General features: G+C 40.8%; 20 protein-coding genes. 4 read left to right on the top strand and 16 right to left on the bottom strand.

Annotated features, from left to right (window positions below; translation table 11 throughout):
• Positions 1-71 precede the first annotated feature (71 nt).
• Both LI164_RS07835 and uxaC read right to left on the bottom strand, forming a co-directional pair.
• The gene (locus tag LI164_RS07835; RefSeq protein WP_118000999.1) at positions 72-1082 is read right to left on the bottom strand and encodes a LacI family DNA-binding transcriptional regulator; all 1011 of its coding nucleotides are present in this window, start codon (positions 1080-1082) and stop codon (positions 72-74) included.
• A gap of 30 nt (positions 1083-1112) precedes the next feature.
• Positions 1113-2519 (bottom strand): glucuronate isomerase, encoded by a 1407-nt coding sequence (gene uxaC / locus LI164_RS07830; RefSeq protein WP_022278571.1) that lies wholly within the window; start codon positions 2517-2519, stop codon positions 1113-1115.
• 363 nt (positions 2520-2882) lie between these two features.
• On the opposite strand from uxaC, the gene LI164_RS07825 reads away from it, so the two are divergent.
• Together LI164_RS07825 and LI164_RS07820 are read left to right on the top strand one after the other, a co-directional pair.
• Positions 2883-4364, top strand: a complete 1482-nt coding sequence (locus LI164_RS07825; RefSeq protein ID WP_147567455.1) for a UxaA family hydrolase — start codon at positions 2883-2885, stop codon at positions 4362-4364.
• Positions 4365-4405: 41 nt separating this feature from the next.
• Positions 4406-5893: a tagaturonate reductase gene (locus LI164_RS07820; protein ID WP_005335347.1), complete on the top strand. Its 1488-nt coding sequence runs from the start codon at positions 4406-4408 to the stop codon at positions 5891-5893.
• 599 nt (positions 5894-6492) lie between these two features.
• Here the strand turns inward: LI164_RS07820 and LI164_RS07815 are convergent.
• From LI164_RS07815 to LI164_RS07755, 13 genes are all read right to left on the bottom strand, one after another.
• On the bottom strand, positions 6493-8247 hold the full coding sequence (locus tag LI164_RS07815; protein ID WP_005335343.1) for an IS1182 family transposase: 1755 nt from the start codon (positions 8245-8247) through the stop codon (positions 6493-6495).
• A gap of 302 nt (positions 8248-8549) precedes the next feature.
• Positions 8550-8972: an HIT family protein gene (locus LI164_RS07810; protein WP_040015641.1), complete on the bottom strand. Its 423-nt coding sequence runs from the start codon at positions 8970-8972 to the stop codon at positions 8550-8552.
• A 144-nt stretch (positions 8973-9116) separates the two neighbouring features.
• The gene (locus LI164_RS07805) at positions 9117-10061 is read right to left on the bottom strand and encodes an AEC family transporter (RefSeq protein ID WP_005335329.1); all 945 of its coding nucleotides are present in this window, start codon (positions 10059-10061) and stop codon (positions 9117-9119) included.
• An 87-nt stretch (positions 10062-10148) separates the two neighbouring features.
• Entirely contained in the window at positions 10149-10973 is an 825-nt protein-coding gene (locus LI164_RS07800) for an alpha/beta fold hydrolase (protein WP_005335327.1), read from the bottom strand.
• 61 nt (positions 10974-11034) lie between these two features.
• Complete coding sequence (locus tag LI164_RS07795; RefSeq protein ID WP_040015710.1) at positions 11035-12147, bottom strand: Gfo/Idh/MocA family protein; 1113 nt, start codon at positions 12145-12147, stop codon at positions 11035-11037.
• Positions 12148-12233: 86 nt separating this feature from the next.
• A complete protein-coding gene (locus LI164_RS07790; RefSeq protein WP_040015640.1) occupies positions 12234-13049 on the bottom strand; it encodes a sugar phosphate isomerase/epimerase in 816 nt (271 codons plus the stop codon).
• Positions 13050-13254: 205 nt separating this feature from the next.
• Complete coding sequence (locus LI164_RS07785; protein ID WP_005335321.1) at positions 13255-13650, bottom strand: hypothetical protein; 396 nt, start codon at positions 13648-13650, stop codon at positions 13255-13257.
• A 46-nt stretch (positions 13651-13696) separates the two neighbouring features.
• Complete coding sequence (locus LI164_RS07780; RefSeq protein ID WP_005335320.1) at positions 13697-14623, bottom strand: transketolase family protein; 927 nt, start codon at positions 14621-14623, stop codon at positions 13697-13699.
• Between the two features lie 4 nt (positions 14624-14627).
• Positions 14628-15428: a transketolase gene (locus tag LI164_RS07775; protein WP_005335319.1), complete on the bottom strand. Its 801-nt coding sequence runs from the start codon at positions 15426-15428 to the stop codon at positions 14628-14630.
• A 17-nt stretch (positions 15429-15445) separates the two neighbouring features.
• On the bottom strand, positions 15446-16279 hold the full coding sequence (locus LI164_RS07770; RefSeq protein WP_005335318.1) for a carbohydrate ABC transporter permease: 834 nt from the start codon (positions 16277-16279) through the stop codon (positions 15446-15448).
• 1 nt (position 16280) lies between these two features.
• A complete protein-coding gene (locus tag LI164_RS07765) occupies positions 16281-17156 on the bottom strand; it encodes a carbohydrate ABC transporter permease (RefSeq protein WP_005335317.1) in 876 nt (291 codons plus the stop codon).
• A 95-nt stretch (positions 17157-17251) separates the two neighbouring features.
• Positions 17252-18541, bottom strand: coding sequence for a sugar ABC transporter substrate-binding protein (locus tag LI164_RS07760; protein WP_005335315.1), 1290 nt, complete (start codon positions 18539-18541; stop codon positions 17252-17254).
• A 305-nt stretch (positions 18542-18846) separates the two neighbouring features.
• Positions 18847-19434: a TetR/AcrR family transcriptional regulator gene (locus LI164_RS07755; RefSeq protein ID WP_005335314.1), complete on the bottom strand. Its 588-nt coding sequence runs from the start codon at positions 19432-19434 to the stop codon at positions 18847-18849.
• Between the two features lie 213 nt (positions 19435-19647).
• Between LI164_RS07755 and LI164_RS07750 the strand changes: the two genes are divergently transcribed.
• A complete protein-coding gene (locus tag LI164_RS07750) occupies positions 19648-22182 on the top strand; it encodes a YhgE/Pip domain-containing protein (RefSeq protein ID WP_040015639.1) in 2535 nt (844 codons plus the stop codon).
• A 2-nt stretch (positions 22183-22184) separates the two neighbouring features.
• Positions 22185-24368 (top strand): YhgE/Pip domain-containing protein, encoded by a 2184-nt coding sequence (locus tag LI164_RS07745; RefSeq protein WP_005335301.1) that lies wholly within the window; start codon positions 22185-22187, stop codon positions 24366-24368.
• 115 nt (positions 24369-24483) lie between these two features.
• Here the strand turns inward: LI164_RS07745 and LI164_RS07740 are convergent, their stop codons facing one another.
• Positions 24484-26343, bottom strand: coding sequence for a glycoside hydrolase family 2 protein (locus tag LI164_RS07740; RefSeq protein WP_005335295.1), 1860 nt, complete (start codon positions 26341-26343; stop codon positions 24484-24486).
• Between the last annotated feature and the right edge of the window lie 165 nt (positions 26344-26508).

Here is a 26508-nt window from a genome sequence, read left to right as displayed (position 1 = left end):
TCGTTATCTGGCAATTATTTTATTTCTTTTTAATTTAAAAACTTTCTTAATTAATTTTTAAGTTTCATGCTTTAAAAATCTGTCGTACATCTCTTTTTGATTTCACATACAACTTCATTCTGCGGTGGCACATCAGTATCTCCCTGCAGAACCCGTAACATATAATCTACAGTGTCATTACACATCTTCTCCAGATGATTGTCCACAGAAGTTAATTCCGGTTCACAGCCTACCGAAAGCTGCGAATTATTATATCCTGCAATTTCAATATCATCTGGTACTTTAAGTCCTTTCACATTCGCATACTTAAGTGCTCCAATCGCGAGTCCGTCATCCGTTGCAACAACACTGTCAAACTCCAGATTCTTATGTGAAAGAAGCATATCCCTGACATGATGAATCCTGTTCTTTGTATAGAACTTTAATTCTCCGCGAATCGGATATCCGGCATCGCGAAGAGCGGCCTCATACCCCGCCATCTTCTTCGATGCGCTGTATGAATAGGAATCACACAAGAATAAGATTTTCTTCTTTCCCCGACGGATAAATCCACTCGTCACATCATATGTTGCCTTAAAATCATCACAAAAAGAACAGTAGATATTCTTTCCTTCTACGAATCCATTGATCAGAAATACCGGTGTCTGCTTTGCAGCTTCTTTTATGTATTCCACATCTTCCGGGTGTCTTTCCCGACCTGCGTAAGTAGAACTTACCAGAATAAGCGCATCAATCCGCTTCGACAGTAACATTTTCGTATGTGCCTCTTTCGCTTCCAGGTCATAACCACTGCATCCCAAAATACAGTCATATTCATACTGATGCAGACGTTCTTCAAGGAATGCCACTGCCTGTGCAATAAATGCATCCGATATATCCGGGCACAAAATCCCGATGGTCTTCATAGAATCCAGTCCAAGTCCCCTTGCAAACACATTTGGCGTATAGCCACACTGTTCCATCACATCAAGAACCTTTCTTCTGGTCTTCTCACTGACCTTTGTACTTCCATTTACCACTCTTGAAACAGTCGCAATGGACACTCCCGATAATTTTGCGACATCATAAATGTTCACTGCCATATGCAAAAACTCCTACTACGCTTCTAATTCCTATACGTCAAATTTAAAGTACTCCACTGCATTGTTGTAAGAAATTCCCTTTACAATTTTCTCCAGTGTCTTGTAATCATCCGGATACTCTCCGTTATCTACCCATCCTCCAATCAGCTCGCAAAGGATACGTCTGAAATACTCATGACGTGTGTAAGATAAGAAACTTCTGGAATCTGTAAGCATTCCTACAAAGTTACTTAAAATACCAAGGTTTGCAAGTGATGTCATCTGAGCTGTCATTCCGACTTTGTGATCATTGAACCACCATGCACTACCCTGCTGGATTCTTCCAACGGTCTTCTCATTCTGGAAGCATCCGATGATTGTTCCGATAGACTCATTGTCGTTCGGATTCAGAGAGTACAGAATTGTCTTAGGAAGTGCATCTGTATCAGACAATGCATTTAACATATCTGCCATTTCTGAAGATGGTGCATAGTTATTGATGCAGTCATATCCTGTATCTGGTCCAAGCTGTTTATAACGTACTACATTATTGTCACGTTTGCATCCATAATGAAGCTGCATTACCCAGTCACGTTTATTATACTCTTTTCCAACTGCAAGAATAAAGGCTGTCTTTGCTTTCAGTTCCTCTTCTTTTGTGATTTCTCCACCTGCAAGACGTTTGCTGTAGATTGCCTCGATTTCTTCCTCGGAAGCCGGTGCGTACATTACATACTCAAGAGCATGATCTGATACAGAGCAGCCTCTCTCCTGGAAATAGTCCATACGTTTTACAAGCGCCTCGATCAGAGTCTTGAAGCTCTTTACTTCAATTCCACTAACTTCACTTAACTTTTTAAGATAATCAAGATACTCTGGTTTCTCCAGATTCATAGCCTTATCTGGTCTCCATGCCGGAAGTACCTTTACATCAAATGTATCGTCTTTTGCAAGTTTCTCATGATATTCAAGAGTGTCAATCGGATCATCTGTTGTACAGATTAATTTTACATTTGACTTTTTAATGATATTTCTTACGGTCATATCATCCTGTGCAAGCTTCTCATTGCAAAGATTCCATACTTCCTCTGCTGTCTCACCGTTTAAGTATCCTTCATATCCGAAGTATCTCTTTAACTCCAGATGACTCCAGTGATACAGTGGATTACCGATCAGTTTTTCAAGAGTCTCAGCCCATTTCTGGAATTTTTCACGATCTGTAGCATCACCTGTGATATATTTCTCATCTACACCATTGGAACGCATCTGACGCCACTTGTAGTGATCTCCTCCGAGCCATACCTGTGTGATATTTTCAAACTTTCTATCTTCACAGATCTCCTGTGGGTTAATATGGCAATGATAATCTACAATCGGCATGTTCTCTGCATAATCATGATAAAGTTTTTTTGCCGCATCACTTGTTAATAGAAAATCCTCGTCCATAAATTTCTTCATTTTTCTTTCCTCCTGTGTTCTATGCTTGCATCGTCTATATTGTAAACGCTTACATTTATTACATTTTACCCCAACTGCACATATGAAATCAATGGTTTTTAAGCAATCTTTTCGACAAATTTGTTATCTTGTTTTTGTGCATTTTTCCAAAAATGCTTTTTGGGCAAAATTGATTTGTCATTTTTATTGACCTAAACATCAAAATGATGTATGTTTAGTGTAAGCGCTTACACGTTTATTTTATAACAAATTCAGATGTCGAAGACATTTCTTTCATCGTGAGTTCATGATGATTAGAATTTTTAATGTCTCCTTCATCATTTACTAGTACTAACATCATTTTTTAAGAGAAAGGATTTTATCATGAAAGAATTTATCAAAATTCACCAGAATGATAACGTTGCAGTTGCACTTACTCCTTTATCTGCAAATCGTACATTAGATGTGGACGGTACAGAGGTTACTCTCCGTGAGGACATTCCCCAGGGACACAAGTTTGCTCTGACTGATATTCCTGCTGATGCTCAGGTTATCAAGTATGGCTGTCCAATCGGTATTGCAAAGGAGAACATCAGCTGCGGAAGCTGGATTCACACACATAATATTCGGACTGGACTTGGAGATCTGCTTACTTACACCTATGATCGTTCTGTTACAGAACTTACCCCGACAGCTCCTCGCACTTTCAGAGGATACCGCAGATCGAACGGAAAAGTCGGCATCCGTAATGAAATCTGGATTATTCCGACTGTAGGCTGTGTAAATAACGTTGCTACTGCGATCGAACGCAAGGCTCAGAAGTATGTACAGGGATCTGTAGAAGGAATTTTTGCATTCCCACATCCTTATGGATGCTCCCAGATGGGAGATGATCAGGAGAATACCCGTAAGATTCTGTCTGATCTGATCAATCATCCGAATGCCGGCGGTGTCCTTGTTCTTGGACTCGGCTGCGAGAACAGTAATATTGATGTACTGAAGAATTACATCGGCGACTATGATCCGAAACGTGTCCGTTTCCTTGTTGCTCAGGAAAGTGAAGATGAGATTGCTGATGCACTTAACATTCTCGAAGATCTGTCCGCTTATGTTGGAAGCTTTGAACGTGAAGACATTGACTGCAGCGAACTGGTCATTGGTATGAAATGCGGTGGCTCTGACGGACTTTCCGGTATCACAGCCAACCCGGTCGTAGGAGCATTTTCCGATCTTCTTATCTCCAAAGGCGGAAGTACTGTTCTTACAGAAGTACCTGAGATGTTCGGTGCTGAGACTCAGCTAATGAACCGTTGTGAAGACGAAGTATTATTTGAAAAGACAGTTGATCTGATTAATAACTTTAAACAATATTTCCAGAGTCACAATCAGACAATTTATGAAAACCCGTCTCCTGGAAATAAAAAAGGTGGTATCTCCACTCTTGAGGACAAGTCTCTTGGCTGTACTCAGAAATCCGGAAGCGCTCCGGTCATGGACGTACTGTCTTATGCAGAACAGGTTAAGACAAAAGGTCTGAATCTCTTAAGTGCTCCTGGAAATGACTTGGTTGCTTCTACTGCACTGGCTGCTTCCGGTGCACACATTGTACTGTTTACTACAGGTCGTGGAACACCGTTCGCATGTCCTGTACCAACTATGAAGATTTCTACCAATTCTTCATTAAATAACAGAAAACAGAATTGGATCGACTTTAACTGTGGAACCCTGGTAGAAGGGGATACTCTTCCTGAACTGGCAGAAAAACTGTTCGATGAAGTTATCGCAGTTGCTTCCGGTAAAGAAGTAAAATCCGAAATCGCCGGATTCCACGATATGGCAATCTTTAAACAGGGTGTAACATTGTAAAAATCATATCTCATTAATTTAAGAAAGGAAGAAACTCAATCATGGAAACATTAAATTACGAAGTTCTTAAGAAATCAGGTTATAACGGATATATCAAAGAATCCGCACCAGAGAAAGTTATGCAGTTCGGAGAAGGAAACTTCCTTCGTGCATTTGTAGATTATTTCTTTGACTGTGCAAATGAAAAAGCTGACTGGAACGGAAAAGTTGTATTAGTTCAGCCAATCGCACAGGGACTTACAAAACTCATCAACGACCAGGAAGGACTTTACACACTGTACCTTCGCGGAAGTGAAAAAGGGGAGAAAGTTGACTTAAAACGTGTCATCTCTTCTGTAAGCAGATGTATCAATCCATATGATGATTTCGACGCAGTTCTTGAGCTTGCCAAGAGTGACGACCTTGAGTATATCGTATCCAACACAACAGAAGCCGGTATCGTACACGAGTCAGAAAGCAAATTTGACCAGTGTCCTCCAATCAGCTTCCCTGCCAAACTGACACGTGTACTTTATGAGCGTTACAAAGCAGGTAAAGATGGAGTTGTAGTTTTAAGCTGTGAGCTGATCGACAACAATGGTAAAGAACTCCAGAAATGTGTCAACGAGTACATTGATGACTGGGGACTTGAAGAAGAATTCAAAACATGGATCAATGAGAAGAACACATTCTGTTCTACACTGGTAGACCGTATCGTTCCAGGACGTGTACGTGATGCAGAAGAAGTTAAGAAAATGGAAGAAGCAAATGGATATCACGATGAATTGATTGATGTCGGCGAGATCTTTGGTGTATGGATCATCGAAGGACCTGCAGGTCTTGAAGATAAGCTTCCATTCAAGAAAGCCGGTTTAAATGTACATGTTGTAGAGGATGTTACTCCATACAAGAAGAGAAAAGTTCGTATCCTGAACGGTGCTCATACAGGTTTCGTTCTTGGTGCTTACCTGTCTGGGCAGGATATCGTTCGTGACTGCATGCACAACGAAACGATCAAAGGCTTCATGAACAAAATGCTTTACGATGAGATTATCCCTACGCTTCCACTGGACAAACAGGATCTGCTTGACTTTGCAGCAGCTGTATCAGACAGATTTAACAACCCATTTGTAAATCATGAGCTTATGAGCATTTCTCTGAACTCAACATCTAAGTGGAAAGCTCGTAACATGCCTTCATTCCTTGAGTATATCAACGAAAAAGGTGAGATTCCTACTTGCCTGGCAATGAGCCTTGCAGCTTACATTGCATTCTACTCAAATGATATTCAGAGACGTGAAGATGCAGCTTTGGTATGCAAGAGACCAAAAGGAAATGAGTACAAAGTACAGGACGATGCATGGGCACTTGACTTCTACTATGCACACAAAGATGACAGTGCAGAAGAACTCGTAAAAGCTGTACTTTCCAACAAAGATATGTGGGATCAGGATCTGACAGAAATCAAAGGACTGGAAGAACTGATCGTTGCTGATCTTAAGAAGATCCGTGAAGAAGGTGCAGAAGCAGCTTACGCTTCCTGCCTGTAAAATAAATATAGCTGTAACTAATAATTTTAGGCGATAACTTTATATAGTTATTCCCCCTGAAGAAATGGACTGTCGGGAAATAGATAGTTCCAAAGCAGGGAGGGTATGACTCACAACGAGTCATACCCTCCCTGAAATGTATCTAAAAAAAGAAAAAAGATGGCTAACGACAACCATCTTTCTCTCCGTTACATGTTATAATGTAACTATGCTAACAAGTAATCATTATAAGGATTTTTTTGAGTTTGGGCAACAGAAAATTAACTTTAGTTTCTTCGAATTGAGTTTACCCGACGACGATCCCGTCTATACCCTAAAAAAAGTGAGGATTTAGATTTTTCTGGCCTGTTGGCCTGTTGGCCAATTGTTCAGATAAGGGATTTTTGCGGTCAAAAATAAATTTCATCTTTCATAGAAAAAAGGATGGGGCTGTCGGTTAATACCGATTTTTAGCCCCTGACATGCAGGGAAGAGACAATCCCAGAAAATTCGGACTTTTTTAAGACCTGAATTCTCCAACGGCTTGTCTCTTCCCTTTTGTAATCCTTATTTCAGGGGGCAAAATCCCCTTGGCCGGATTTTTTGAAGCATTCCATCAGCTAAGCTGTTTTCTGCCCTTTTTTCCCTTCGTATTTCTCAATTTCATGATGTAAAAAACGATGGTATTTCATGAGATTTCTGCCTATCGCATACAGCATGAATTCTTTATACACTTTTTCCGCTGAACGGTAATTAAATCGCCGGAATTTTTCGTTCTCTTTGATATCTCCAAAATGCCCTTCTGTCTGGATCGACCGTGTCTGACGTTTCAGGATTCCTTCTTCACTCTGGATATTCGCATTAGATTCTTCCTTTAGTTCTTCCCACCGTTCATTGATCTTCATGACTTTATTCCGGTCTGGGTTCTTTTCCTCATTGTATTTATAAAGACATTTGGATTTATGCTCGCAGCCGCTACAGTCCGCACACCCGTACACCTCCACTGTCTGGGTGTAGCCATCCTGCTCTTTGCTTTCCGTCCGGATATAGCGAAGTTCCCTTCCATCACGGCAGATGTAATAATGCTCATTCTCAAAAACCTCGTATGTCATGTTGTAATACTTCCCAATGTCCTCTTTGTAGGCCCGTGTCTTCCGCTTTTCATGATCCTGAAGCTTGATGAAGCTTTTGATTTCATTCTCTTTCAGATACAGCAGGTTCTTCTCACTGCAGTAGCCGCTGTCGGCAGTCACTGCCTCCAGTGTATCGCCAAACGCATTCCGGTGCTTTTCTAAAACCGGAATCAGCGTATTATAGTCTGTCCGGTCATTGCTCACATATCCGTGGATAATGAAGTAGTTCTCTACTGCGATCTGGACATTGTACGCCGGTTTTAACTGACCGTTCAGCATATGGTCCTCTTTCATCCGCATGAACGTTGCTTCCAGGTCTGTTTTGGAATAGCTGTTGCGGTCTTTCCCCATGATCTCAAAACATTCCTTATATTCCATCAGGCGGCTTCCGCATTCTTCCAGTTCCTCGTAAAGCTTCTGGATTTCCGGCTTATGCTTTCCTTTCCCATAAACGAACCCAATCCCTTCTCCTTCGGCTATCCGTATCAGGTTCTTCTGCAGCTTCAGGATCTCAAGCGGGGAGCAATGATCAATCTCAATGACGGTGTTATTGGAGATCTTCTTATGTTTTGTAAGTTTCCGGTTCCTGTTTTCTTCGATGACCTTCCTGACTTTATCCATTCCTTCAATCACAAACATCCGGGCATCCCCCAGGTCGTATTTAGGCCCATACCCGTTCTCGTGCAGAAACGTATTATACTTTTCATAAAGGGCATCTATAGTGTCCAGCAGGCCGGCAAGATGATAGTTGAGGCTGCCCCGCCAGACGAACGTATATCTGTTTGCGTTTGCTTCGATCTTTGTCCCATCGATGTAGAGTTCTTTCGGTGTGATAAGCCCTTCCTTCTCCAGGCGACGCATGAACTGGTAATTCAGTTCATCCAGGACTTCTCCCGTCAGCTTTTTCCCTTTAAAATCGTAAAAAGTATCCCTTTGGGGTTTCTGCCCTTTGGTCAGCCAGATAAAAGCAAGATCTCTCTGGCATAAATCTACAATACGGTCAACAGCCCTGACTCCTCGCATGTTAGCGTAGGTAACAACAGCATACAGCATGATTGGGTTATACCCGGTTCTTCCCTTATTCGAATAACAGGCCAGCAGGCCCGAAAAATCTAATTCCTCCATCACTTTTTTCAGGGTATAGACAGGATCGTCGTCGGGTAAACTCAATTCGAAGAAACTGAAGTTAATTTTCTGTTGCCCAATTTCAAAAAAGTCGTTATAATAATCTTGTTTTTGCATAGTTCCATTATAACATGGAACGGAGAGAAAGATGGTTGTCGTTAGCCATCTTTTTCTCTTTTTGAGAAATAAATTCAGGGGCAGACAAGACTCATACGAGTCATGTCTGCCCCTGTTTAGAACTGTCTATTTACCGACAGCCCCATCCTTTTAATTACTACTGCGGATGCCGAAATGTGGTATTAACCGACATCCCCTTTCACTTTATGATTATACAGTTTTCCCAACAGTTCTTCCTCATTGGGAAACCTTGCGGATATTAATTATCCAAGATACTTAGAGAATCATTTACACACACTTTTCTAAACCAGCTCAGCCTTAATCTTTTCAATCATCTCAGCATATTCTTCATCACTTAAGAATTTCTTTCCCGGATTCATTTCGAATGTGCCACCCCACTCATACTCATCTGTGTATTTTGGTACAAGATGGAAATGCAGATGATGTCCTGTATCTCCATATGCACCATAGTTCACTTTTGCAGGTTTGAAGATTTTGTGGATTGCCTCAGATACCTTTGCAATCTCCTCTAAGTATGCTGCTCTCTCCTGCGGTGTCAGCTCAAGAATCTCACTGACATGTTTCTTATGAGCAACTACAACTCTTCCTGGATGGCTCTGCTCTTTAAAAAGATATACTTTAGAATTCTCAAGTTCGCAAATCTTAATTCCAAACTTTGCCAATAATTCTCCCTCTACACAATATGCACAATTCTGATCTACCATTTTAATTTCTCCTTTCATGTCGTATTAGAAATATTTTTGTTTCTAATACAATCAAATCATTGCTCTTTTTATTTAATATTTTTAAGCTCTCCTATATACATAAAAGCTTTCACCTTATGTATTCTAAATGCCTGATCTCATTACTTACATGCAAAGCATCACCACAAGCGGTATTGTTACCAGACTTGCCAGTGTAATAATAAATACACCCTGTGCCGCATAATCAGCTTCTGTTGAACCGAAGCTTTCTGCCATAATCGGAATACTCGCCATACTCGGAAGTGCAATAATCAGCGTCCAAATATTTCTCGCAAGATCATTCACGCCAAGCCACGTCATCACACGAAATATGACAACCGGCATAACTATCAGCTTAATGATTATGACAAATACAACTGGCCATGCTTTCTTTAATGATCCTGATTCCATCAGTGCAATCGTTCCTCCGATATACAAAAGTGCCAGTGGCTTTGCACAGCTTCCTATTGTATCAAAGCTTCGAAGAATCAGTAAATCTGATGGCACTTTCAAAATCATCAACGCCAGCCCGATCAATACTCCTACTATAACAGGATTAGACAGCTTCTTTATGATCAGCTTCAAGGATAATTCCTGTCCTCCTTCTGATTTAGAAGTGAGCAATACTCCTTCTGTCCAGAGGAACAGATTATCTATTACAACGCAGAAAGAAAATGCTACTACTGCAACCGGATCAAATATCTCTTTTACAAGAGGCAGCCCAAAGAACGCCATATTTCCGAAAAGACATTGGGCAGTAAAGATTTTTCTTTTATCTCCCCGGAAATGTAATAACGTTCCTGTAAGGAATCCAGCTCCTGTAAGCAGCGGATATGTAATCAGTGCATAGGGAATTACAGATTTTGCAATATCCCATGCATTTTCCTCCTGCACTGCTGACGGAAATACTGCAATCAGCATCAATGGACAGATAACGCCCATAAGCAGACTGCTTAACCCATGAATGACTTCGGCTTTCAAAAGCCCTAATTTTGCTCCTATAAATCCACATCCGAGAATGACAAAAAACATAATCATTTGACTAATCAACGTATTCATATCTATAGACATTATTTTGTTTTCCCCATTCTCTCATTTCAATTTTATATCCATGATATGAAACTCTAATTCAATTCATGGTCTACATTATATATTTTTTTAATTTGTATGTTTCATCAAAAATCCCACTACAACACTGTCATATGGCTCAGGATATTCCCACTGATGTACATGTCCGCCTTCCGGTGCAAGATAGAATTCTGCCTGTGAAATTCCATGTACTAATTCCATGGTCTTCTCTATATTCATGAACAAATCCTTCGCCCCTGCAGCAATCAGTACCGGCATTTTAAGCTCATGCAGCCTGCCTGCTGTATTGTGGCTGAGGCATGCCCCACACTGTGCCTTATAGGCATACACCGGCATTGGATAAGGGTACGCTGCATCTTCTTCAATAGATTTCTCAATCTTCTCTGGGTGATGTATCTGCGTGTATTGGCCATAGGTCATCCAAAGATTCAACTGCTTTAATACTGCCGGATCTGTATCTTCTTTCAGCTCACAGATTAGATTTAAAGCCTTTTTAAATGCCGGACTTACACTTGCAAATGTACTTGTCAAAATCAGACTCAGAACTCTGTCCGGAACTTTCAGTGCCACCTGCTGTGCAATGGCGCCTCCCATAGAGACACCCATAACATGGGCTTTTTTGATATCTAATGTATCCATGATACCGATGATATCGTCTGCCATCTGCTCTGTTGTATAACTCTCTGCTTCCGGTTTGTCGCTTAATCCTGCTCCTCTGTTATCCGGAACAATACACCAAAACCATTTACTTAATAGCTCATAGTTATGCTTCCATTTATCTCCCGGTGCTCCAAGTCCCATAATCATAATAATAGGGACACCGCTTCCAAATGTCTGTACATGAAATTTCAATCCATTTACATGGACATCCATACATTCTTTTTTCTGATTCATTTTATGAACCTGCACTTTCTGCTTTTTCTACTCTTAACCGACCTTTGAATATTCCTTTTGGCTAGTCGCGCTCCTTACGTGGTGTCTTGCCATCATAAATGTACATCTTACGGCTGTCGCACTCTGGAAGATCCTTTCTCATGCGGTCAAATACCGGTTCATAGTCCAGATCCTGAATCGGCAGGTCTACACGCACATTGTTCAGTGCTGACAGGCACATTCCTTCCAGAATTTCATATCCGTGATATGCTGTATCAATGTTGCAGCTGTGAACTTTTGAATCATCCTCCATCCACTCTGCAAACTCTGTATAGTAAGGTGTCTGAATCGGAATCTGCTGATGGTTTCTCCAGCCTGGATCCTTTCCTTCTATCAGACGACCATTTGTAGCCTTTGTGCATGCTCCCCAGAACCCGTCTGTCTCAGCATATACATAACCTTCTTTACCATAAACAGTCAGACGATTATCACTGCTTCCATATTCCGGTGGGTTGTGAGCCTCTGCAAGATATCCACACTCTACATAAGCATGTACTCCATTTTCCAGTTCCATAGTACCAAGCAGGTAATCTGGTGCCGGATGGTTATCATCCAGACAAATCGGACCGTGTACATGTCCACATACCCATTTTGCACGATGTCCACCATTCGCCCAGAGAATATAGTCTACATAGTGTGTTCCAAGCTGGCTGAACCAGGCTTGACACTCTACATGTATCTTTGTGATCTCGCCAATTTCGCCGTCCTCAATACGTTTCTTTAGTGTCTGCATCTGGGACAGATATTTCTGCTGATGACAAACAACTGCTTTGATTCCGTTATCATGGCACAACTTTACAATTTTCTTTGCCTCCTGAAGACTCTCAGCCATCGGTTTTTCAAAGGAAATTCCTTTTACACCGTATTTTACTGCCAGTTGAATGACAGAAAGCCGGAGATCTGGATATGTAACAAATACAAATATTTCCGGTCTTGTCTCCTTTAACATCTCTTCTGCATCCGTAAAAAGTGGTACATCGTCCAGATGGTATTCCTCAGCAACTGCTTTCATCTTAGGCTCATCAATATCGCAAAGGCCTACTACTTTATAATAATCTGGATTTTCCAGAAGCCCGTGAAGATGAATCTTACCACGGACTCCGAGACCCATTACCGCAACTGTATGCATACTCATAGTCTCTTTTCCTCCTGAGAAAAAACTTTTTTGTATCTTTACTGAAATATCTCTTCTTCCAGCAAAGTCTGCTTCTGTCTGATTGCTTACCTGTGAATCTGCCGGCACATATATTTTCCGTCCTCAGCAACAACCCCGTCACTGTCTGTCTCTGCACGCGGGCTTTCATCTTCCACCATAATCCAGCCAAGGTATCCTGTCTCTGCCAGATATTTGATAATTGCAGGATAGTCAATTTTTCCTTCTCCCATAACAGCCCATTCATTCTGAGCAATACGGTCTTTAAAATGTACGTGGCGGATCAGATCTCTGTGTGCTTTCATCTGTTCAATTGCACTCATACCACCATTCTCAATATGTCCTACATCCGGAGCCCAGCCAATAGCAGTCGGCTGAATCAACTCAAACATGGCTTCATAATCTTCTTCTGTACGAAACAACGAATTCTTTGCACTGTTCGGATGGAAACAACATACGATTCCTGCCTCTGCTGCCTCAGCCGCTACAGATGCCATGCAGTTGATCAGACATTTTCTTCTTTCTGCCAATGCTTCACCTTCTCCTCTAGGTACATTTCCTGCATGATGACTCAGCATAATCTTGGCATTTGGAAAATGTTTCACGAATTCAATTGCTTCACGGCTTAACGCTGCTTCTTCCGCAGTCTCCTCCATGCCATTCCAATCCTGATGAAGAACAAGTGCCGCAAATTCCATGTTATATTTCTCAAGCTGTTTTTTCACACCTTCCGGGTCATGGAACCATGTTCCAAGCATGTCAATTTCGCACTCAATGCTCTGAAATCCTGCCTCTGCTGCCACTTTAAGCATTCTCGGCAACTGACCAAAATGCTTTCCCATCTTCCATGGATAGGACTGACAGCCAAATTTTAAATTGTACACTTCTTCCGACCTCCTTTATAATTTTCTATAAATATCCGCATCAAGCTTATTGTATAAAATACCGATAAATGCATAAATATTCTCATTTATTGCAAAATTGTCTGGATTTTTTTACAAAAAAGGCTCTCAACACATAATCTCGCATAATTATGTCGTAGAGAGCCTGTTTTATTGTCGCGATGCAGCTAATGCATTACGTAAGATACTATACTAAAGCTTTGATAGCAGCAATCTGATCTTCCTTCAGATCTAAAATATCGCTGTTGTCCATGGATGTGTTGGAGTCCTCAATCAGGATCATCTTTGTATCCTTGCATGTTACTGTGTTATGCCACAGTGTAGCTGGGATATTGTAAACCTTGTTTGGCTCCATCTTAACTGCCTTGATATCAAGACCGCCTTCTACTTCATTTGCATAGATCAGTGTGCAAGATCCGGCAACAAGTACGAAAAGCTCATCAGTCTTGTTGTGACGCTCCAGATTGTTGATTCCTGTGATGTCGTTAGCTGGTTTCCAGTTTTTGATACCAACTGTCCATTTCTCGTTCTCGAATACTCTCTGCATTCCTTCCCCGTCAAATGAATAATTTAAAATTTCCATGATTCTTATCTCCCTTTTATATAATAAAATGAATTTGATCAGATTCTTATGCTAATGTTGCTTTGCATTTTTCAACGATGTTCTCAGCTGTAAGTCCATAAGCTGCAAACAGTTCATCTGGTTTACCGGATTTTCCGAATTTATCCTGGATACCAACTCTTTCGAATTTAGCTCCGTCATGTCCTGCAAGGACTTCTGCTACAGCAGATCCAAGTCCACCAATCACAGAATGCTCCTCAGCTGTTACGATACCTTTGCACTTCTCGTTCATAGCAAGGATTGTCTCAGCATCGATAGGTTTTACTGTGTGCATATTAACAACTGCTGCAGAAATTCCTTCTGCCTCAAGCATCTCAGCTGCTTTTAATGCGATTGGTACCATAAGTCCCATTGTGATGATGCAAACATCGTTACCATCTTTTAAGATGTTAGCTTTTCCCGGGATAAATGGTGTATCCTCTGTTGTGATATCCTCACAAACAGGTCTTGCAACACGGATGTAAACTGGTCCGTCAATCTCTGCTGCTGCAAATACAGCTTTCTCCATCTCTGTAGGATCACATGGTACAAAAATTGTCATGTTCGGCATCTCTCTCATAAGAGCAACATCCTCGATAGACTGATGACTTCCTCCATCCTCTCCTACTGAAAGTCCTGAATGAGATAATCCAAATTTAACATTTGTGTTTGTGTATGCAATAGAGTTACGAATGATCTCATAAGCTCTTCCTGTTCCGAAAAGAGCAAATGTGCTTGCAAATGGAATGTATCCTGTATGAGCAAATCCAGCTGCCATACCCATCATATTACACTCTGCAATTCCTGCGTTAAAGAAACGATCTGGAAATGCCTCAGCAAATGTAGCTGACATTGTTGCATGTGCAAGGTCTGCATCTAATGCAACGATCTTATCGTTCTTCTGTCCTAATTTAACTAATGCTTCTCCGTAAGCAACTCTTAATGATTTTCCCATCTTCTTACGCCTCCAATTCTTTCATAGCTGTCTCGAACTCTTCTGGTTTCAACGGTCTTCCGTGCCATCCTACCTGATTCTCCATGAAGGATACACCTTTACCTTTGATTGTGTGGCAGCAAATGAATTTTGGCTTACCAGATACTGGAGCCTCAATTGCTTTGTCAATTTCTTCGATGTTATGTCCATCTACTTCAAAGCATTCGAAACCGAAGGCTTTAAACTTCTCAACGATGTTTCCAAGTCCCATAACCTGATCGTTAGTTCCATCAATCTGAAGTCCGTTATAGTCAAGTAAAACGCAAAGGTTATCAAGTTTGTAATGAGCTGCTGCCATAGCTGCCTCCCATACAATACCTTCCTGACACTCGCCATCACCAACTACTGCATATACTTTGTAGTCGGCTTTTGCATGCTTAGCTGCAAGAGCAAGTCCTGTTGCCAGAGACATTCCCTGTCCAAGAGATCCTGTGTTCATATCAACACCTGGAGTCTTGTTGCAGTCCGGATGTCCCTGAAGATGGCTGTCAATCTGACGAAGGTGTGCCAGATCCTCTTTCGGGAAATATCCCAGATCTGCCAGGATTGCATATAATGTAGGGCAAGCATGTCCCTTACTTAATACGAGACGGTCTCTGTCTGCTTTCTTAGGATCCTTAGGATCAAGATTCTTCATCTCATCATAGTAGAGAGCCATAAGAATCTCAACACATGATAATGATCCGCCCGGATGACCTGACTGGCAGGCAAATAAACTCTTCAATATCTCTTGGCGCAATTCCTTTGCTTTTTTCTCGTAATTCATTTTTCTTCCTCCTTATATTAACCTTTAACAGCTCCTGCTGTTAATCCCTCAACTAATCTCTTCTGTGCAAAGAAGAACATGATACATACTGGAATGATTGTAATAATTCCACCTGCTGTTAACAGACCCCAGTCAACTCCAAGCTGACCGATCAGACTCTTCAGTGCTACAGGTATTGTTCTTGTCGCATTGTTCGTAAACATTACCGCAAATGTATACTCGTTCCATGATGTCATGAAGATATATACACCGGTGGCAACAAGGCAAGGACCTAATATAGGTAAAATGATCTTGAAAAATGCCATCCTTCTATTACATCCATCAACCAATGCTGCTTCTTCAAGTGATAGTGGCAAGTCGTTAAAAAATCCATTCAGCAACCATACAGAAAATGGAAGTGTGAACGTTGTATATGCGAGTACAAGAGCCCATGGAGTATAAAGTAACCCCAGATTTCTCATTATAGAGTATAATGGGATTAAAAGCAATACCGTAGGGAACATATTATTGCTTAAAAACAATGCCATCATCGCTCTACGTCCTGCAAATCTGTATCTTGAAAACGCATATGATGCTAATGTTGATGCTGTCAGAGAAACAACTGTTGTTACTGCCGCAACAATAAAGCTATTCTTCATGGCAGCCAGGAAATTTACTGTTGTAGTAAACAGTTTCGTGTAGTTCTCCCATTGAACTTGTCTTGGCCAGTATGTAACTGCTCCGTATAACTCTGTGTCCGGTTTTATAGATGTAATAAATGTCCAATAAAACGGGAACAGGATGAAAAGTAATATTACGATCAGTGGGAGATATACTGTTAAAAATCTCTTTAAGAATGATTCCCTCTTCATACTACTTATCCTCCTCTCTAAATGTAAAGATCAAATACGGAACTGCAACCAGGCAAAGTACAAGTGCAAGCAAGATTGCCATTGCTGATGAGTATCCTAAGTTCAATGCCTGAGCTTTATTAAACACATATACACTCAGTGTCTGTGTTGCATAAGCCGGTCCACCTTCCGTCATGTTGAAGATAACATCGACTGAGTTTGCAACCCAGATAATTCTCAGAAGTCCTGTGATAAAGATTGTATTCTTAATACTTGGAATTGTAATCTTAAATAACTTCTGGAATCCTGTCGCGCCATCCATGTCGGCTGCTTCATAAAGTTCTCCTGGAATTCCCTGCAGTCCTGCAAGAATCATCAGTGCAAAGAATGGAATTCCCTGCCAGATAATCGTTACTACAACTGCTGGAAATGCTGTATTCGTCTGTGCTAAAAATGGTATGCTCTTATTAATTATGTGTAATTTCTGAAGAATGTCATTGAGTACACCATAGTTACCGTCATACATCCATCTCCACATAAGACCGATCAAAATACCAGGTGTGACCCATGGAATCAGGCTGACTGCACGGACAACACCGCGGCCTCTGAACTTCTTGTTAAGAAGCAACGCCAGTATAAAACCAAATACAAACTGAAATCCAACGCCAAATACCACCCAGAGAATCGTCTTCCAAAGTGCTTTCCAGAACAGCGCATCTTTAAATGCCGCGATGTAATTTGCAAGTCCGACAAACGCAATGTCATTCGGTCTTCTCAAATCATAACTCTGGAAACTCATTCCAATCGCATTAATAACCGGAATGAATACTACGCACAAAATGATAATCAGAGCAGGTGCTACCAATAAATATGGATAGATACTTTTCTTTTTTACCATCGTGTTCTTTCCCTTTCAATCATACTGCCCTGCCAGTTGCCTGACAAGGCAGTTCCATAAATCAATTATTATCTAGTTGTTACAAAATCTAGTTTCTACTCGTTAAGAGCTTTGTCCAGCTTATCCATACACTCTTTAGCTGTAATCTCGCCTGTCAGAGCCTGAGAAATTGTTGCCGGCCAATTACTGATCCACTCAGTTGTTGTATCTTTTACCGGAACTGTACCCGCAATATCGACACCTTCCATAGATACTTTCATGAATTTGTCATTCTGGAAGTAATCTTCCTGCTGAACAGTCTGGCTTACTGGAACCTGTCCTGTTCCTTCACACCACATTTCCTGTCCTTCTTCTGTTGCAAGATATTTCATCCACTCAAATGCTGCTGCTTTGTTCTCGCAAGAATCGAACATTACAGTCTCTGTATCTCCCATGGATGTCCACTGTCCTTTTCCTTTTGGAATGATGAATGCATCAACATCATCACCAAGTTCTTCTACCATACCTTTAGAAGATCCAATATGATGTATGAACATAGCTGTCTTTCCAGACTTGAAGTTAGCAACTGTCTCGTTGAATCCATCGTTCGTAGCTGACTCCGGAACATATCCGTTCTTATACAGATCGATGAAGTCCTGCATACCCTGTACAGATGCATCAGATGTCAGATCATCAAAGCTTCCACCTTCACCATAGATGAAACTTCCCCATGGCTCCTGTCCACCGGAAGCACCACGCATACCAAATCCGTATACGTCTGTCTTTCCATCACCATTTGTATCCATTGTACATTTCTTAATGTCTTCAAGGAACTCATCGTATGTCTTAGGTGTCTCTGTGATACCAGCCTCTTTGAAGATTGATGGTCTGTAGTATACATAGAGTACCTGAATGTTCCATGGCATCAGATAGAGTGAATCGTCAGATCCGCCTGCCTTTTTCATTACGTCGTAGATGTTGTCAGAAATGTCATCTTTCTTATCCCATGCATCAACATAAGGTGTTAAGTCTGCAAGCAGGTTATTGTTTGTGAACATCGGTGTTGCGGAAAGCTTAAAGGTTGCTACATCCGGTGCTCCACCACCCATAGCTGCGTTGAACAGTGTGTTGGAATATCCTCCACCATCCCAAGGAACTTCTTCACCTTCAACAGTGATTCCGTACTTATTCTCCTCGTTGAACTTCTTGATGATGTCCTGCATCAGGGAAGAATAATCTGTGTTATCTGCCCAATACTGGAACTTGATTGTGCACTCTTTGATATCATCGGTTGACTGAGCTTCTTCTTTTTTGTCTGAGCTTCCGCTATTGGATTTAGATCCGCAAGCTGTCATTCCGAGTACCATAGCTGCTGTCAGTAATACTGCTAATAACCTCTTTTTCATTGCTTGTCCTCACTTTCTATATTTTGTTGTAACTAGGATCTCTGACTGATAACCTGTGCTTTCCTGATCCCTTGTTTCAGCCATCTTCCTAACGCAACGAAGAACTTTTCGAACTGAAATGCTTTACGAATTGTAAACGCTTACATTTTAATTTTAAAAAAAATCGTAAGGCATTTACCGTCCTTGTAAGCTCTTACATTTGATAATTCAATTATATCCTTTTGACACTTTCCCGTCAATAAAAGAATGTACCAAAATAGGGAAAGCTCTTTTGTTACATTTCACTAAGAGTGCATTGTATACTCCTACACTTCCTCACGAGTTTCACAAAAAGCACGCATAGAACTGACCACCATTCGATAGATAAAATCTGCTGCGAACTCTGGTGTACAGGACTTTTTATCGGCAAGCCAGGTCTTTACAAATCCAAGACAGCCATTCAGGCAATATGCATAAAAGTAATCCATCTGATCACTTTTTTCCGGAAACATCTGCTCTAACACTTCCCTGCTGTTTCTTGCCAGAATAACTTCCACTTTCTGAATAAATCGTATATCTCCGTAAGGTCCGACCAAAGCAGAAACAATCTCTCGATTGTTGTCTAACACTTGAAATATGTCCTGAAGAAAATAAAATCCATTATCCTCTCGCTTTTCAATTGGATGCTCTCTGATCGCACGTTCCATCTCCTCTGCCAGATCATTCTCAATCTCATACAACAGCCCAGATATATCTGGATAATGCAAATAAAAAGTAGATCTGTTAATATCTACCTGATCTACCAATTCTTTTACTGTAATCTCACCTACACTTTTCTCCTTCATAAGCATGGCGAGCCCATTTCTAAGCTGGGTCTTTGTCTTGCGGACCCGGCGGTCTGTCTTCTTCTGCATATGTTTCCTGCTCTTTCTTTCATTATAATGTTAAATTTTTATAACATATTGATATAATGCAACATTTTTAATATTTTCTGTCTATTAATCAGCACTTTTTAACCTTTTAACGGTTGTAAATCACTTTCTTCCTTAATATAATACTTTTTGATAAGATAATCAACATCGTATCTATTACTAGAAAAATATTTACACAAAAGGAGCATTTTACTTATGAGGAACGCATTTCGGATTTTCCGCCGGGACATGAAACGTCTGCTTCGCAGTCCTGCTGCCGTGCTGGTCATGATCGGCGTATGTATTATCCCCTCTCTGTATGCCTGGTTCAATATTGCAGCCAATATTGACCCATACAGCAACACCTCCGGCATTAAAGTAGCCGTTGCCAATAACGACAAAGATGCAACAAGCAATGATCTTACAATCAATGCCGGGAATGAAATTATTAAAAATTTAAAAGAAAATGATCAACTCGGATGGACTTTTACGAATGAAGAAAATGCTGTTGAAGGAGTCAAATCCGGAAAATATTACGCGGCAATCGTAATTCCGGAAGATTTTAGCAGTTCTCTTCTGAGTATCCTCTCCGGCAAGATGGAGACTCCGAAACTGGATTATTATCTTAATGAAAAAATCAATGCAATTGCACCAAAAATCACAGACAGTGGTGCCAGCACAATCCAGCTTCAAATCAACAATACCTTTTCATCCATTGCATCTGAATCGGTTTCAAATGTATTAAAGCAGTCTGTTACTGACCTGGCCGGTACTATCGATACTGTCAATTCTGATCTTGTGTCAATGCTTGACAAAGTAAATGATAATATTGCCGAGTACCAAAAGATTCTGGATTCCTTCAATTCCAGTGTCGGTGGTACACAGACTTTGATCGATAACGCAAAAAGTGCCACATCTGCTTTAGGCGACGCAGCAACTTCCGGTGCAAATGCACTTTCCGATGCAGACAGCGTATTAAAGGAGACACGAACAGCTACCGGAGGCTTCACTTCCGCATTATCCCAGTCTATTTCAAATGGTCTGAGTATTATTGAACAGGCTTATGGCCAGGCTTCCAGTGGAATTAGTGATCTCGGTAAAAAAGCCGAAGCAATTAACGGTGATGTAACAAACGCCTTAGCCTATGCCAATAAGATTAATACTACAAATGCATCAGTCATTGCAACACTGCAGCAGCTTGCTTCACAATTACCGGCACAGTCCGATACAATCAACTCTGCTCTCGCAAAACTTTCCGAGCAGAACCAGAGCAATCAACAGTTGATCAGCAGCCTGACTGCCGGAAACGATGGTATTAGCAACGCACTTTCCACAACAACCAATACACTTTCACAGTTGGAAACAATCAACAAAGCAAACTTAAGTGGTATTCAGAGTCTTCGTACCTCTCTTGATGAGAACGTATTTCCACAGTTAAATCAGACTATGGATATTTTTTCCAGTCTGACAGGTGAACTGAACGGAATACTGAACGGTGTACCTGCTACCACTGAGCAGTTAAACAGTATTCTGACACAGCTTGGCACAAGCCTCACAGAACTGAACAACGTACTGAATGGAACACAGTCCTCTCTGAATGCCGTAATCAACCGACTGGACAACGTCCGTACCGACATCAATGCGATTACAAGTTCTGAGACATTCCAGAAGCTTACCTCTTTAGAAGGCATTGATTCCGATACGATTGCTGAATTCGTATCATCTCCAGTAAATGTGAATACAGAAACTTACTATTCTGTTAAAAACTACGGTTCTTCCATGACACCATTCTATTCGAACCTGGCAATCTGGGTTGGAGGAATCGTCCTGATTGCTATCTTCAAAATGGAAGTGGACCGTGACAGATCCATGCGTTCTTACAGTGCCACAAATATGTATTTTGGGCGCTGGCTTTTATACATGCTGCTAGGTCTTGTCCAGGGACTGATCGTATGTGTCGGAGATGTATTTCTTCCAGGCGTTCAGTGCCGTCACCCATTTGCGCTGGTACTGACCGGGCTTGTATGCTCCTTTGTATATGTCAACATTATTTATGCTCTGTCACTGACATTTAAGCATATTGGAAAAGCGTTATGTGTAATCTTTGTCATTCTTCAGATTCCAGGATCTTCCGGAACCTATCCGATTGAAATGACACCGGTATTTTTCCAGAAAATACACCCGCTTCTTCCATTCACTTATGGAGTTGCTGCTATGCGTGAAGCAATTGCAGGCATGTATGGAAGTGTTTATATCCACAACCTTTTAATCTTGCTCTGCTACGTTCCGATTGCACTTTTAATCGGACTGGGAATAAGACCTCTTCTGGCAGGACTGAACCGCCTGTTCGACCTGAAGCTGTCTGAAACAGAATTTATGGTCTGCGAAGAACCAGATGATCAATTAAGCAGGAGCGCTCAGTTGTCTATGCTTTTAAAAGCCTCTCTTTCACAAGACGACTTACGTACACAGACCGCTGAGAAAGCTCAGAATTTTGAACAGAATTATCGGAAAATGATTCGCTATGGTTTCCTTGCGATCATTATTATTCCGTTGATCTTCCTGATACTGATGTTCAGTCTGGAATCGAAAATTGTATTTTTGGTTCTTTGGATCATATCTATCATCGCCATCGCAACATGGCTTATTATTGTAGAATTCATTCACACAAGACTCGCCGAGCAACAACAGCTGGCTGGTATGTCTTTTGATGAGATGGTGAAAAAATTCCGTGGAAAGGAGGATGAATAATCATGAAAAATATTCTTCGCATTTTTAAGTATGATTTAAAGAAGATCCATAAAAATGTCATTGCCATGATCGTTATTATGGGAATCACTGTTATTCCGACTCTTTACGCGTGGTTCAATATCGCTGCGAGCTGGGATCCATACGGAAATACAGGAAACTTAAAAGTTGCTGTAGCAAGCTCTGATGAAGGTTATAGTGGTGAACTTCTCTCAGTAAACCTTAACCTTGGAGATCAGGTTCTTACAACTCTTAGAGGTAACTCGCAGCTTGACTGGACATTTACAAGTGCTAAGAAAGCGAAAGAAGGAGTAAAATCCGGAAAATATTATGCGGCAATCGTAATCCCAAAAGATTTCAGTAAAGACATGATGAGTATTTTCACATCCAATGTAACACATCCTGAAATCAAATATTATATCAATGAAAAGGAAAACGCAATTGCCCCGAAAGTCACCGTAAAAGGCGCAAATGCCGTACAGCAGCAAATTAATGATACATTTGTACAGACGGTATCCCAGACCGCATTAGAAGCCTTTCAGCTTGTTAATAACGTTGCTGACGAGACCGATGATCAGACAATCGCCGACAACCTCTCAGCCGCACTGGCGCAGATTTCAACAGACTTATCCTCTGCTGCCGGCACTGTACAGGCATTTTCCGATATGGCAAATTCTGCGGCAATTATGTTGAATACCACTACAGAATTCTTAAGTCAGTCCGGTTCCGGTACAAAAGCCAGTGTAAATGCTCTGGGCGTGGCTGGAAATGGTATTGATTCCCTGAATTCAGCTTTAACAGGAACAACCGATTCCATCAACCAGGCACTTTCACAGAGCGCTTCCTTCTACAGTGCGGTATCCACCTGTGTCGGAAATGCACTGGATTCCTATAATTCAGACGCACAGGCTTGTGCAAATGCACTGAATGCCGTAAGTGGACGTGTGCAGAATCTGATAGATGGTTACCAGTCACTGGAAAACTCGCTGAGCCAAATTGCTGACTCTATTACTGAGCCAAATTTAAAAGGTATGCTTATGCAGGCAATCGGCAATATTCAGAAAGCGAAAGCTTCTCAAGAAGCAATCCGTGATGCCATTAACGATGCAGCTACTGGTATTACTTCCGCAACTGCAAATGCAACCGAATTAAAGAACAATATTGACGGCTTGATCGCCCAGAGTAATTCTTCAATCAGTACTGTGAAAAAAGATTATGAAAACAATGTTAAGGGTAGTCTGGATGATCTGGCAAATGATCTGACTAGCACAGGCAGCTCTATTACTTCACTGCTTGGACAGTTAGATAACAGTCTGAAAGACATTTCCGGGGTGACAGGCTCTGCAGCCGGAAATCTCACAGAGGTACAGAAAGCTTTATCAGATTCCGCTTCTCTTTTAAATGAAGCATCCGGTAAAATGTCTAATGCAGCAACTGCAATGCTATCTTCCGATGACAACGGCATTCAATTACTGACCAGCCTTCTCTCTGAGGATCCGGAGGCAATTGGTTCATTCCTTGCATCACCGGTCAAGCTTAATGAAACACATATTTACCCTATCGAGAACTATGGATCTGCTATGGCTCCATTCTACTCAACACTCGCGATTTGGGTCGGCGCAGTTGTAATGGCTGCCATGTTAAAAGTAAATGTTTCAGACAACTTAAAGCACAAATTGAATAATCCGAAAGAACACCAGTTATATATTGGACGCATTCTTCTTCTCCTTTGTATAGGATTTTTACAGAGCGCATTGATCTGTCTTGGCGATCTTTATTTCCTGGGCATCCAATGTGAACATCCTGTATTATTTGTACTGGCAGGATGCTTTAGCAGTCTTGTATATGTAAACATTATTTACGCTTTGACTGTTTCCTTTGGAGATATCGGTAAAGCAATCGCAGTTGTGCTGATGGTCATGCAGGTAGCCGGAAGTGGTGGAACTTTCCCAATTCAGTGTGCGCCGGAATTTTTCCGGAAAGTATATCCTTTACTTCCATTTGTACACAGCATGAACGCTATGCGTGAATGTATCGCCGGTTTCTATGGCATGAACTACTGGATTGAACTTGGAAAACTGGCACTCTTCCTGATTCCGGCATTGTTGCTCGGTCTGATCCTCAGGAAACCAGTCATCAAGTTAAATGATGCATTTACAGAAAAATTGGAAAGTACACATCTGATTTAAAATACACAAAATACTCCAGTAAATTCGTTTCGAAATGCACATAAGGCATTTATAGATAGAAAAACCCCTCTGAAATATTTCATCTTAAAGATGGATATATTCCAGAGGGATTTCTTTATCTTACATCTGATACGTCATTTTCGAGTTTATTTATTTTCCGATCATATGTATAAATTCCATTAATCTCATCTTCGATATCACTCCACTGCGTATATACACAGCCACACAGCCCTTTCTCTTTTAAATGTATCACCTTATCCTCAAGTTGTTCATATGCCTTTTTGTACTTTGAAACAGTCTTATAACTTCCATAACCATATTTTTTCTCCGATGCTACGTGTCCTTCCACTCCAAATGTAAAACCACCATATTCGCTTAATACCGCTGCACGGATTTTTTCCGGTTTTACTTTTAATGGAAAGAAATAGTTATGTACACTCTGAAAATCTCCCGTTCCCTGATCAAACCAGCCGCTTGCTGAATCAATCATACTCCCAGGATCCAGATTTCTTACCATATCTGTAATTTTCTTCGTTTCAAATTGTCCCCAGCCTTCATTGAAAATTACCCAGGTACATATACTCGGATGGTTCTTTAGCAACTTAATAGTTTCTTTCACTTCACGAACAAATTCATTTCTTCCGTCTTGATTCTGACGAGACAGAAGTCTGGAATGATTGTCTTTCATTGTTAATCCCGGCCATGACATCACATTTGCAAGATATGTTACAAACCAATGATGATACCTTTCACCACCATTGACCATGTCCTGCCATACAATCATGCCTAAACGGTCACAATGATAATACCATCGCTCCGGTTCAATCTTAATATGTTTTCTTACCATATTAAATCCCATTCGCTTCATTTCGCAAATATCAAAGATTAATGCTTCATCTGAAGGTCCCGTATACAAACCGTCTGGCCAATACCCTTGATCTAATACACCTTTTTGAAAATGTTCCTTTCCATTTAAATACATACGCGGAATATTATGTCTATCATTCTTTATCTCGAATCTTCGTATTGCAAAATAACTTTCTACTTCATCTACACATACATTTCCAGGTCTGTATCCTTGCATCTTGACATGCATATAATAAAGATATGGCTTCTCACAATTCCAGCATTTCGGATTTGGTATCTCCACTTCAATCCATGAATTCGTCTTACCTTGTACTGTCATCATTACTTCCGGCAGCCTCTGTAAAAATGATTCTGTTTCCGTCAAATTACTTCCAGAATCTGAATAAATCTCAGGAAAACGAATCTCAATTTCCACTGGAATTTTTTCATTAATTTTGTTGGATTCGACATATATTTCTATTTTTACAGTCTCTAAACAGCCTTCTGATCTTTCTTTCTCAACATATTTCTTAATCCTTGTATCTATATGTTTTACCCATTTGTCTGATACTTCCTCCAGCCAAACACTCTGCCAGATTCCACTCTGGGCCGTATAAAACATCCCGCCACTCTCCAGCTTTTGCTTCCCTCTGGCATGATAAGAAGTGTCAGAATCGTCCTGAACCATAACAACAAGCTCATTCTTCCCCTCACATATATAGTCTGTAATATCAGCAGAAAATGGAAGGTATCCTCCTATGTGCTCTGTCACCAGGGTATCATTCACAAAAACTTTACACATCTGATCTACCGCTCCAAAATGTAACAGCATATGCCTTCTTTCAGTCTTTACATTCCATCTTTCGGACAAAATTTCTTTTCTATACCAAAGATACTCCTCAGGCTTCAGCTGCCTGGCTACACCTGATAGTATACATTCCGGTGAAAATGGCACTAAAATCTTACCACCATACTCTACAGGTCTTTCGCTGTTTTCCGTAAATGTATATTCCCACTCTCCATTTAATATCGTATAATCTGTATTCCTGATTAAAATAGGACGTGGATACTCCTGTAAAATATGCTCCGAATCCAATCTCTCTCCCCATCTGGTATATAACTGCTTCATTACTTTCTCCTATTCTACTACAAAAACACGTCCAAAAGATTACTCTTTCAGACGTGCCTCTCATTCCAGGTTAATGTTTATTTTATATAAAATATGTACCTTCAAAACTACATATAAGAAACTTTTTAACATCTTACCTATCCACCTTACTTGGTTATGCCCTCG

Source organism: Dorea sp. 210702-DFI.3.125 (assembly GCF_020560945.1).
Lineage (GTDB): Bacteria > Bacillota > Clostridia > Lachnospirales > Lachnospiraceae > Dorea > Dorea formicigenerans.
The sequence above is the reverse complement of the archived record's forward strand: the minus strand, read 5'-3'. Positions and strand labels throughout refer to the sequence as shown.

Bases quoted from the DNA above. Each gene is read 5' to 3' on its own strand.
- LI164_RS07765 (WP_005335317.1), bottom strand. From the start codon at position 17,156: ATGGTAAAAAAGAAAAGTATCTATCCATATTTATTGGTAGCACCTGCT.
- LI164_RS07775 (WP_005335319.1), bottom strand. From the start codon at position 15,428: ATGAATTACGAGAAAAAAGCAAAGGAATTGCGCCAAGAGATATTGAAG.
- LI164_RS07785 (WP_005335321.1), bottom strand. From the start codon at position 13,650: ATGGAAATTTTAAATTATTCATTTGACGGGGAAGGAATGCAGAGAGTA.
- LI164_RS07815 (WP_005335343.1), bottom strand. From the start codon at position 8,247: ATGCAAAAACAAGATTATTATAACGACTTTTTTGAAATTGGGCAACAG.
- LI164_RS07770 (WP_005335318.1), bottom strand. From the start codon at position 16,279: ATGAAGAGGGAATCATTCTTAAAGAGATTTTTAACAGTATATCTCCCA.
- LI164_RS07800 (WP_005335327.1), bottom strand. From the start codon at position 10,973: ATGAATCAGAAAAAAGAATGTATGGATGTCCATGTAAATGGATTGAAA.
- LI164_RS07750 (WP_040015639.1), top strand. From the start codon at position 19,648: ATGAGGAACGCATTTCGGATTTTCCGCCGGGACATGAAACGTCTGCTT.
- LI164_RS07755 (WP_005335314.1), bottom strand. From the start codon at position 19,434: ATGCAGAAGAAGACAGACCGCCGGGTCCGCAAGACAAAGACCCAGCTT.
- LI164_RS07805 (WP_005335329.1), bottom strand. From the start codon at position 10,061: ATGTCTATAGATATGAATACGTTGATTAGTCAAATGATTATGTTTTTT.
- LI164_RS07835 (WP_118000999.1), bottom strand. From the start codon at position 1,082: ATGGCAGTGAACATTTATGATGTCGCAAAATTATCGGGAGTGTCCATT.
- uxaC (WP_022278571.1), bottom strand. From the start codon at position 2,519: ATGAAGAAATTTATGGACGAGGATTTTCTATTAACAAGTGATGCGGCA.
- LI164_RS07820 (WP_005335347.1), top strand. From the start codon at position 4,406: ATGGAAACATTAAATTACGAAGTTCTTAAGAAATCAGGTTATAACGGA.
- LI164_RS07760 (WP_005335315.1), bottom strand. From the start codon at position 18,541: ATGAAAAAGAGGTTATTAGCAGTATTACTGACAGCAGCTATGGTACTC.
- LI164_RS07740 (WP_005335295.1), bottom strand. From the start codon at position 26,343: ATGAAGCAGTTATATACCAGATGGGGAGAGAGATTGGATTCGGAGCAT.
- LI164_RS07825 (WP_147567455.1), top strand. From the start codon at position 2,883: ATGAAAGAATTTATCAAAATTCACCAGAATGATAACGTTGCAGTTGCA.
- LI164_RS07810 (WP_040015641.1), bottom strand. From the start codon at position 8,972: ATGGTAGATCAGAATTGTGCATATTGTGTAGAGGGAGAATTATTGGCA.
- LI164_RS07780 (WP_005335320.1), bottom strand. From the start codon at position 14,623: ATGGGAAAATCATTAAGAGTTGCTTACGGAGAAGCATTAGTTAAATTA.
- LI164_RS07745 (WP_005335301.1), top strand. From the start codon at position 22,185: ATGAAAAATATTCTTCGCATTTTTAAGTATGATTTAAAGAAGATCCAT.
- LI164_RS07795 (WP_040015710.1), bottom strand. From the start codon at position 12,147: ATGAGTATGCATACAGTTGCGGTAATGGGTCTCGGAGTCCGTGGTAAG.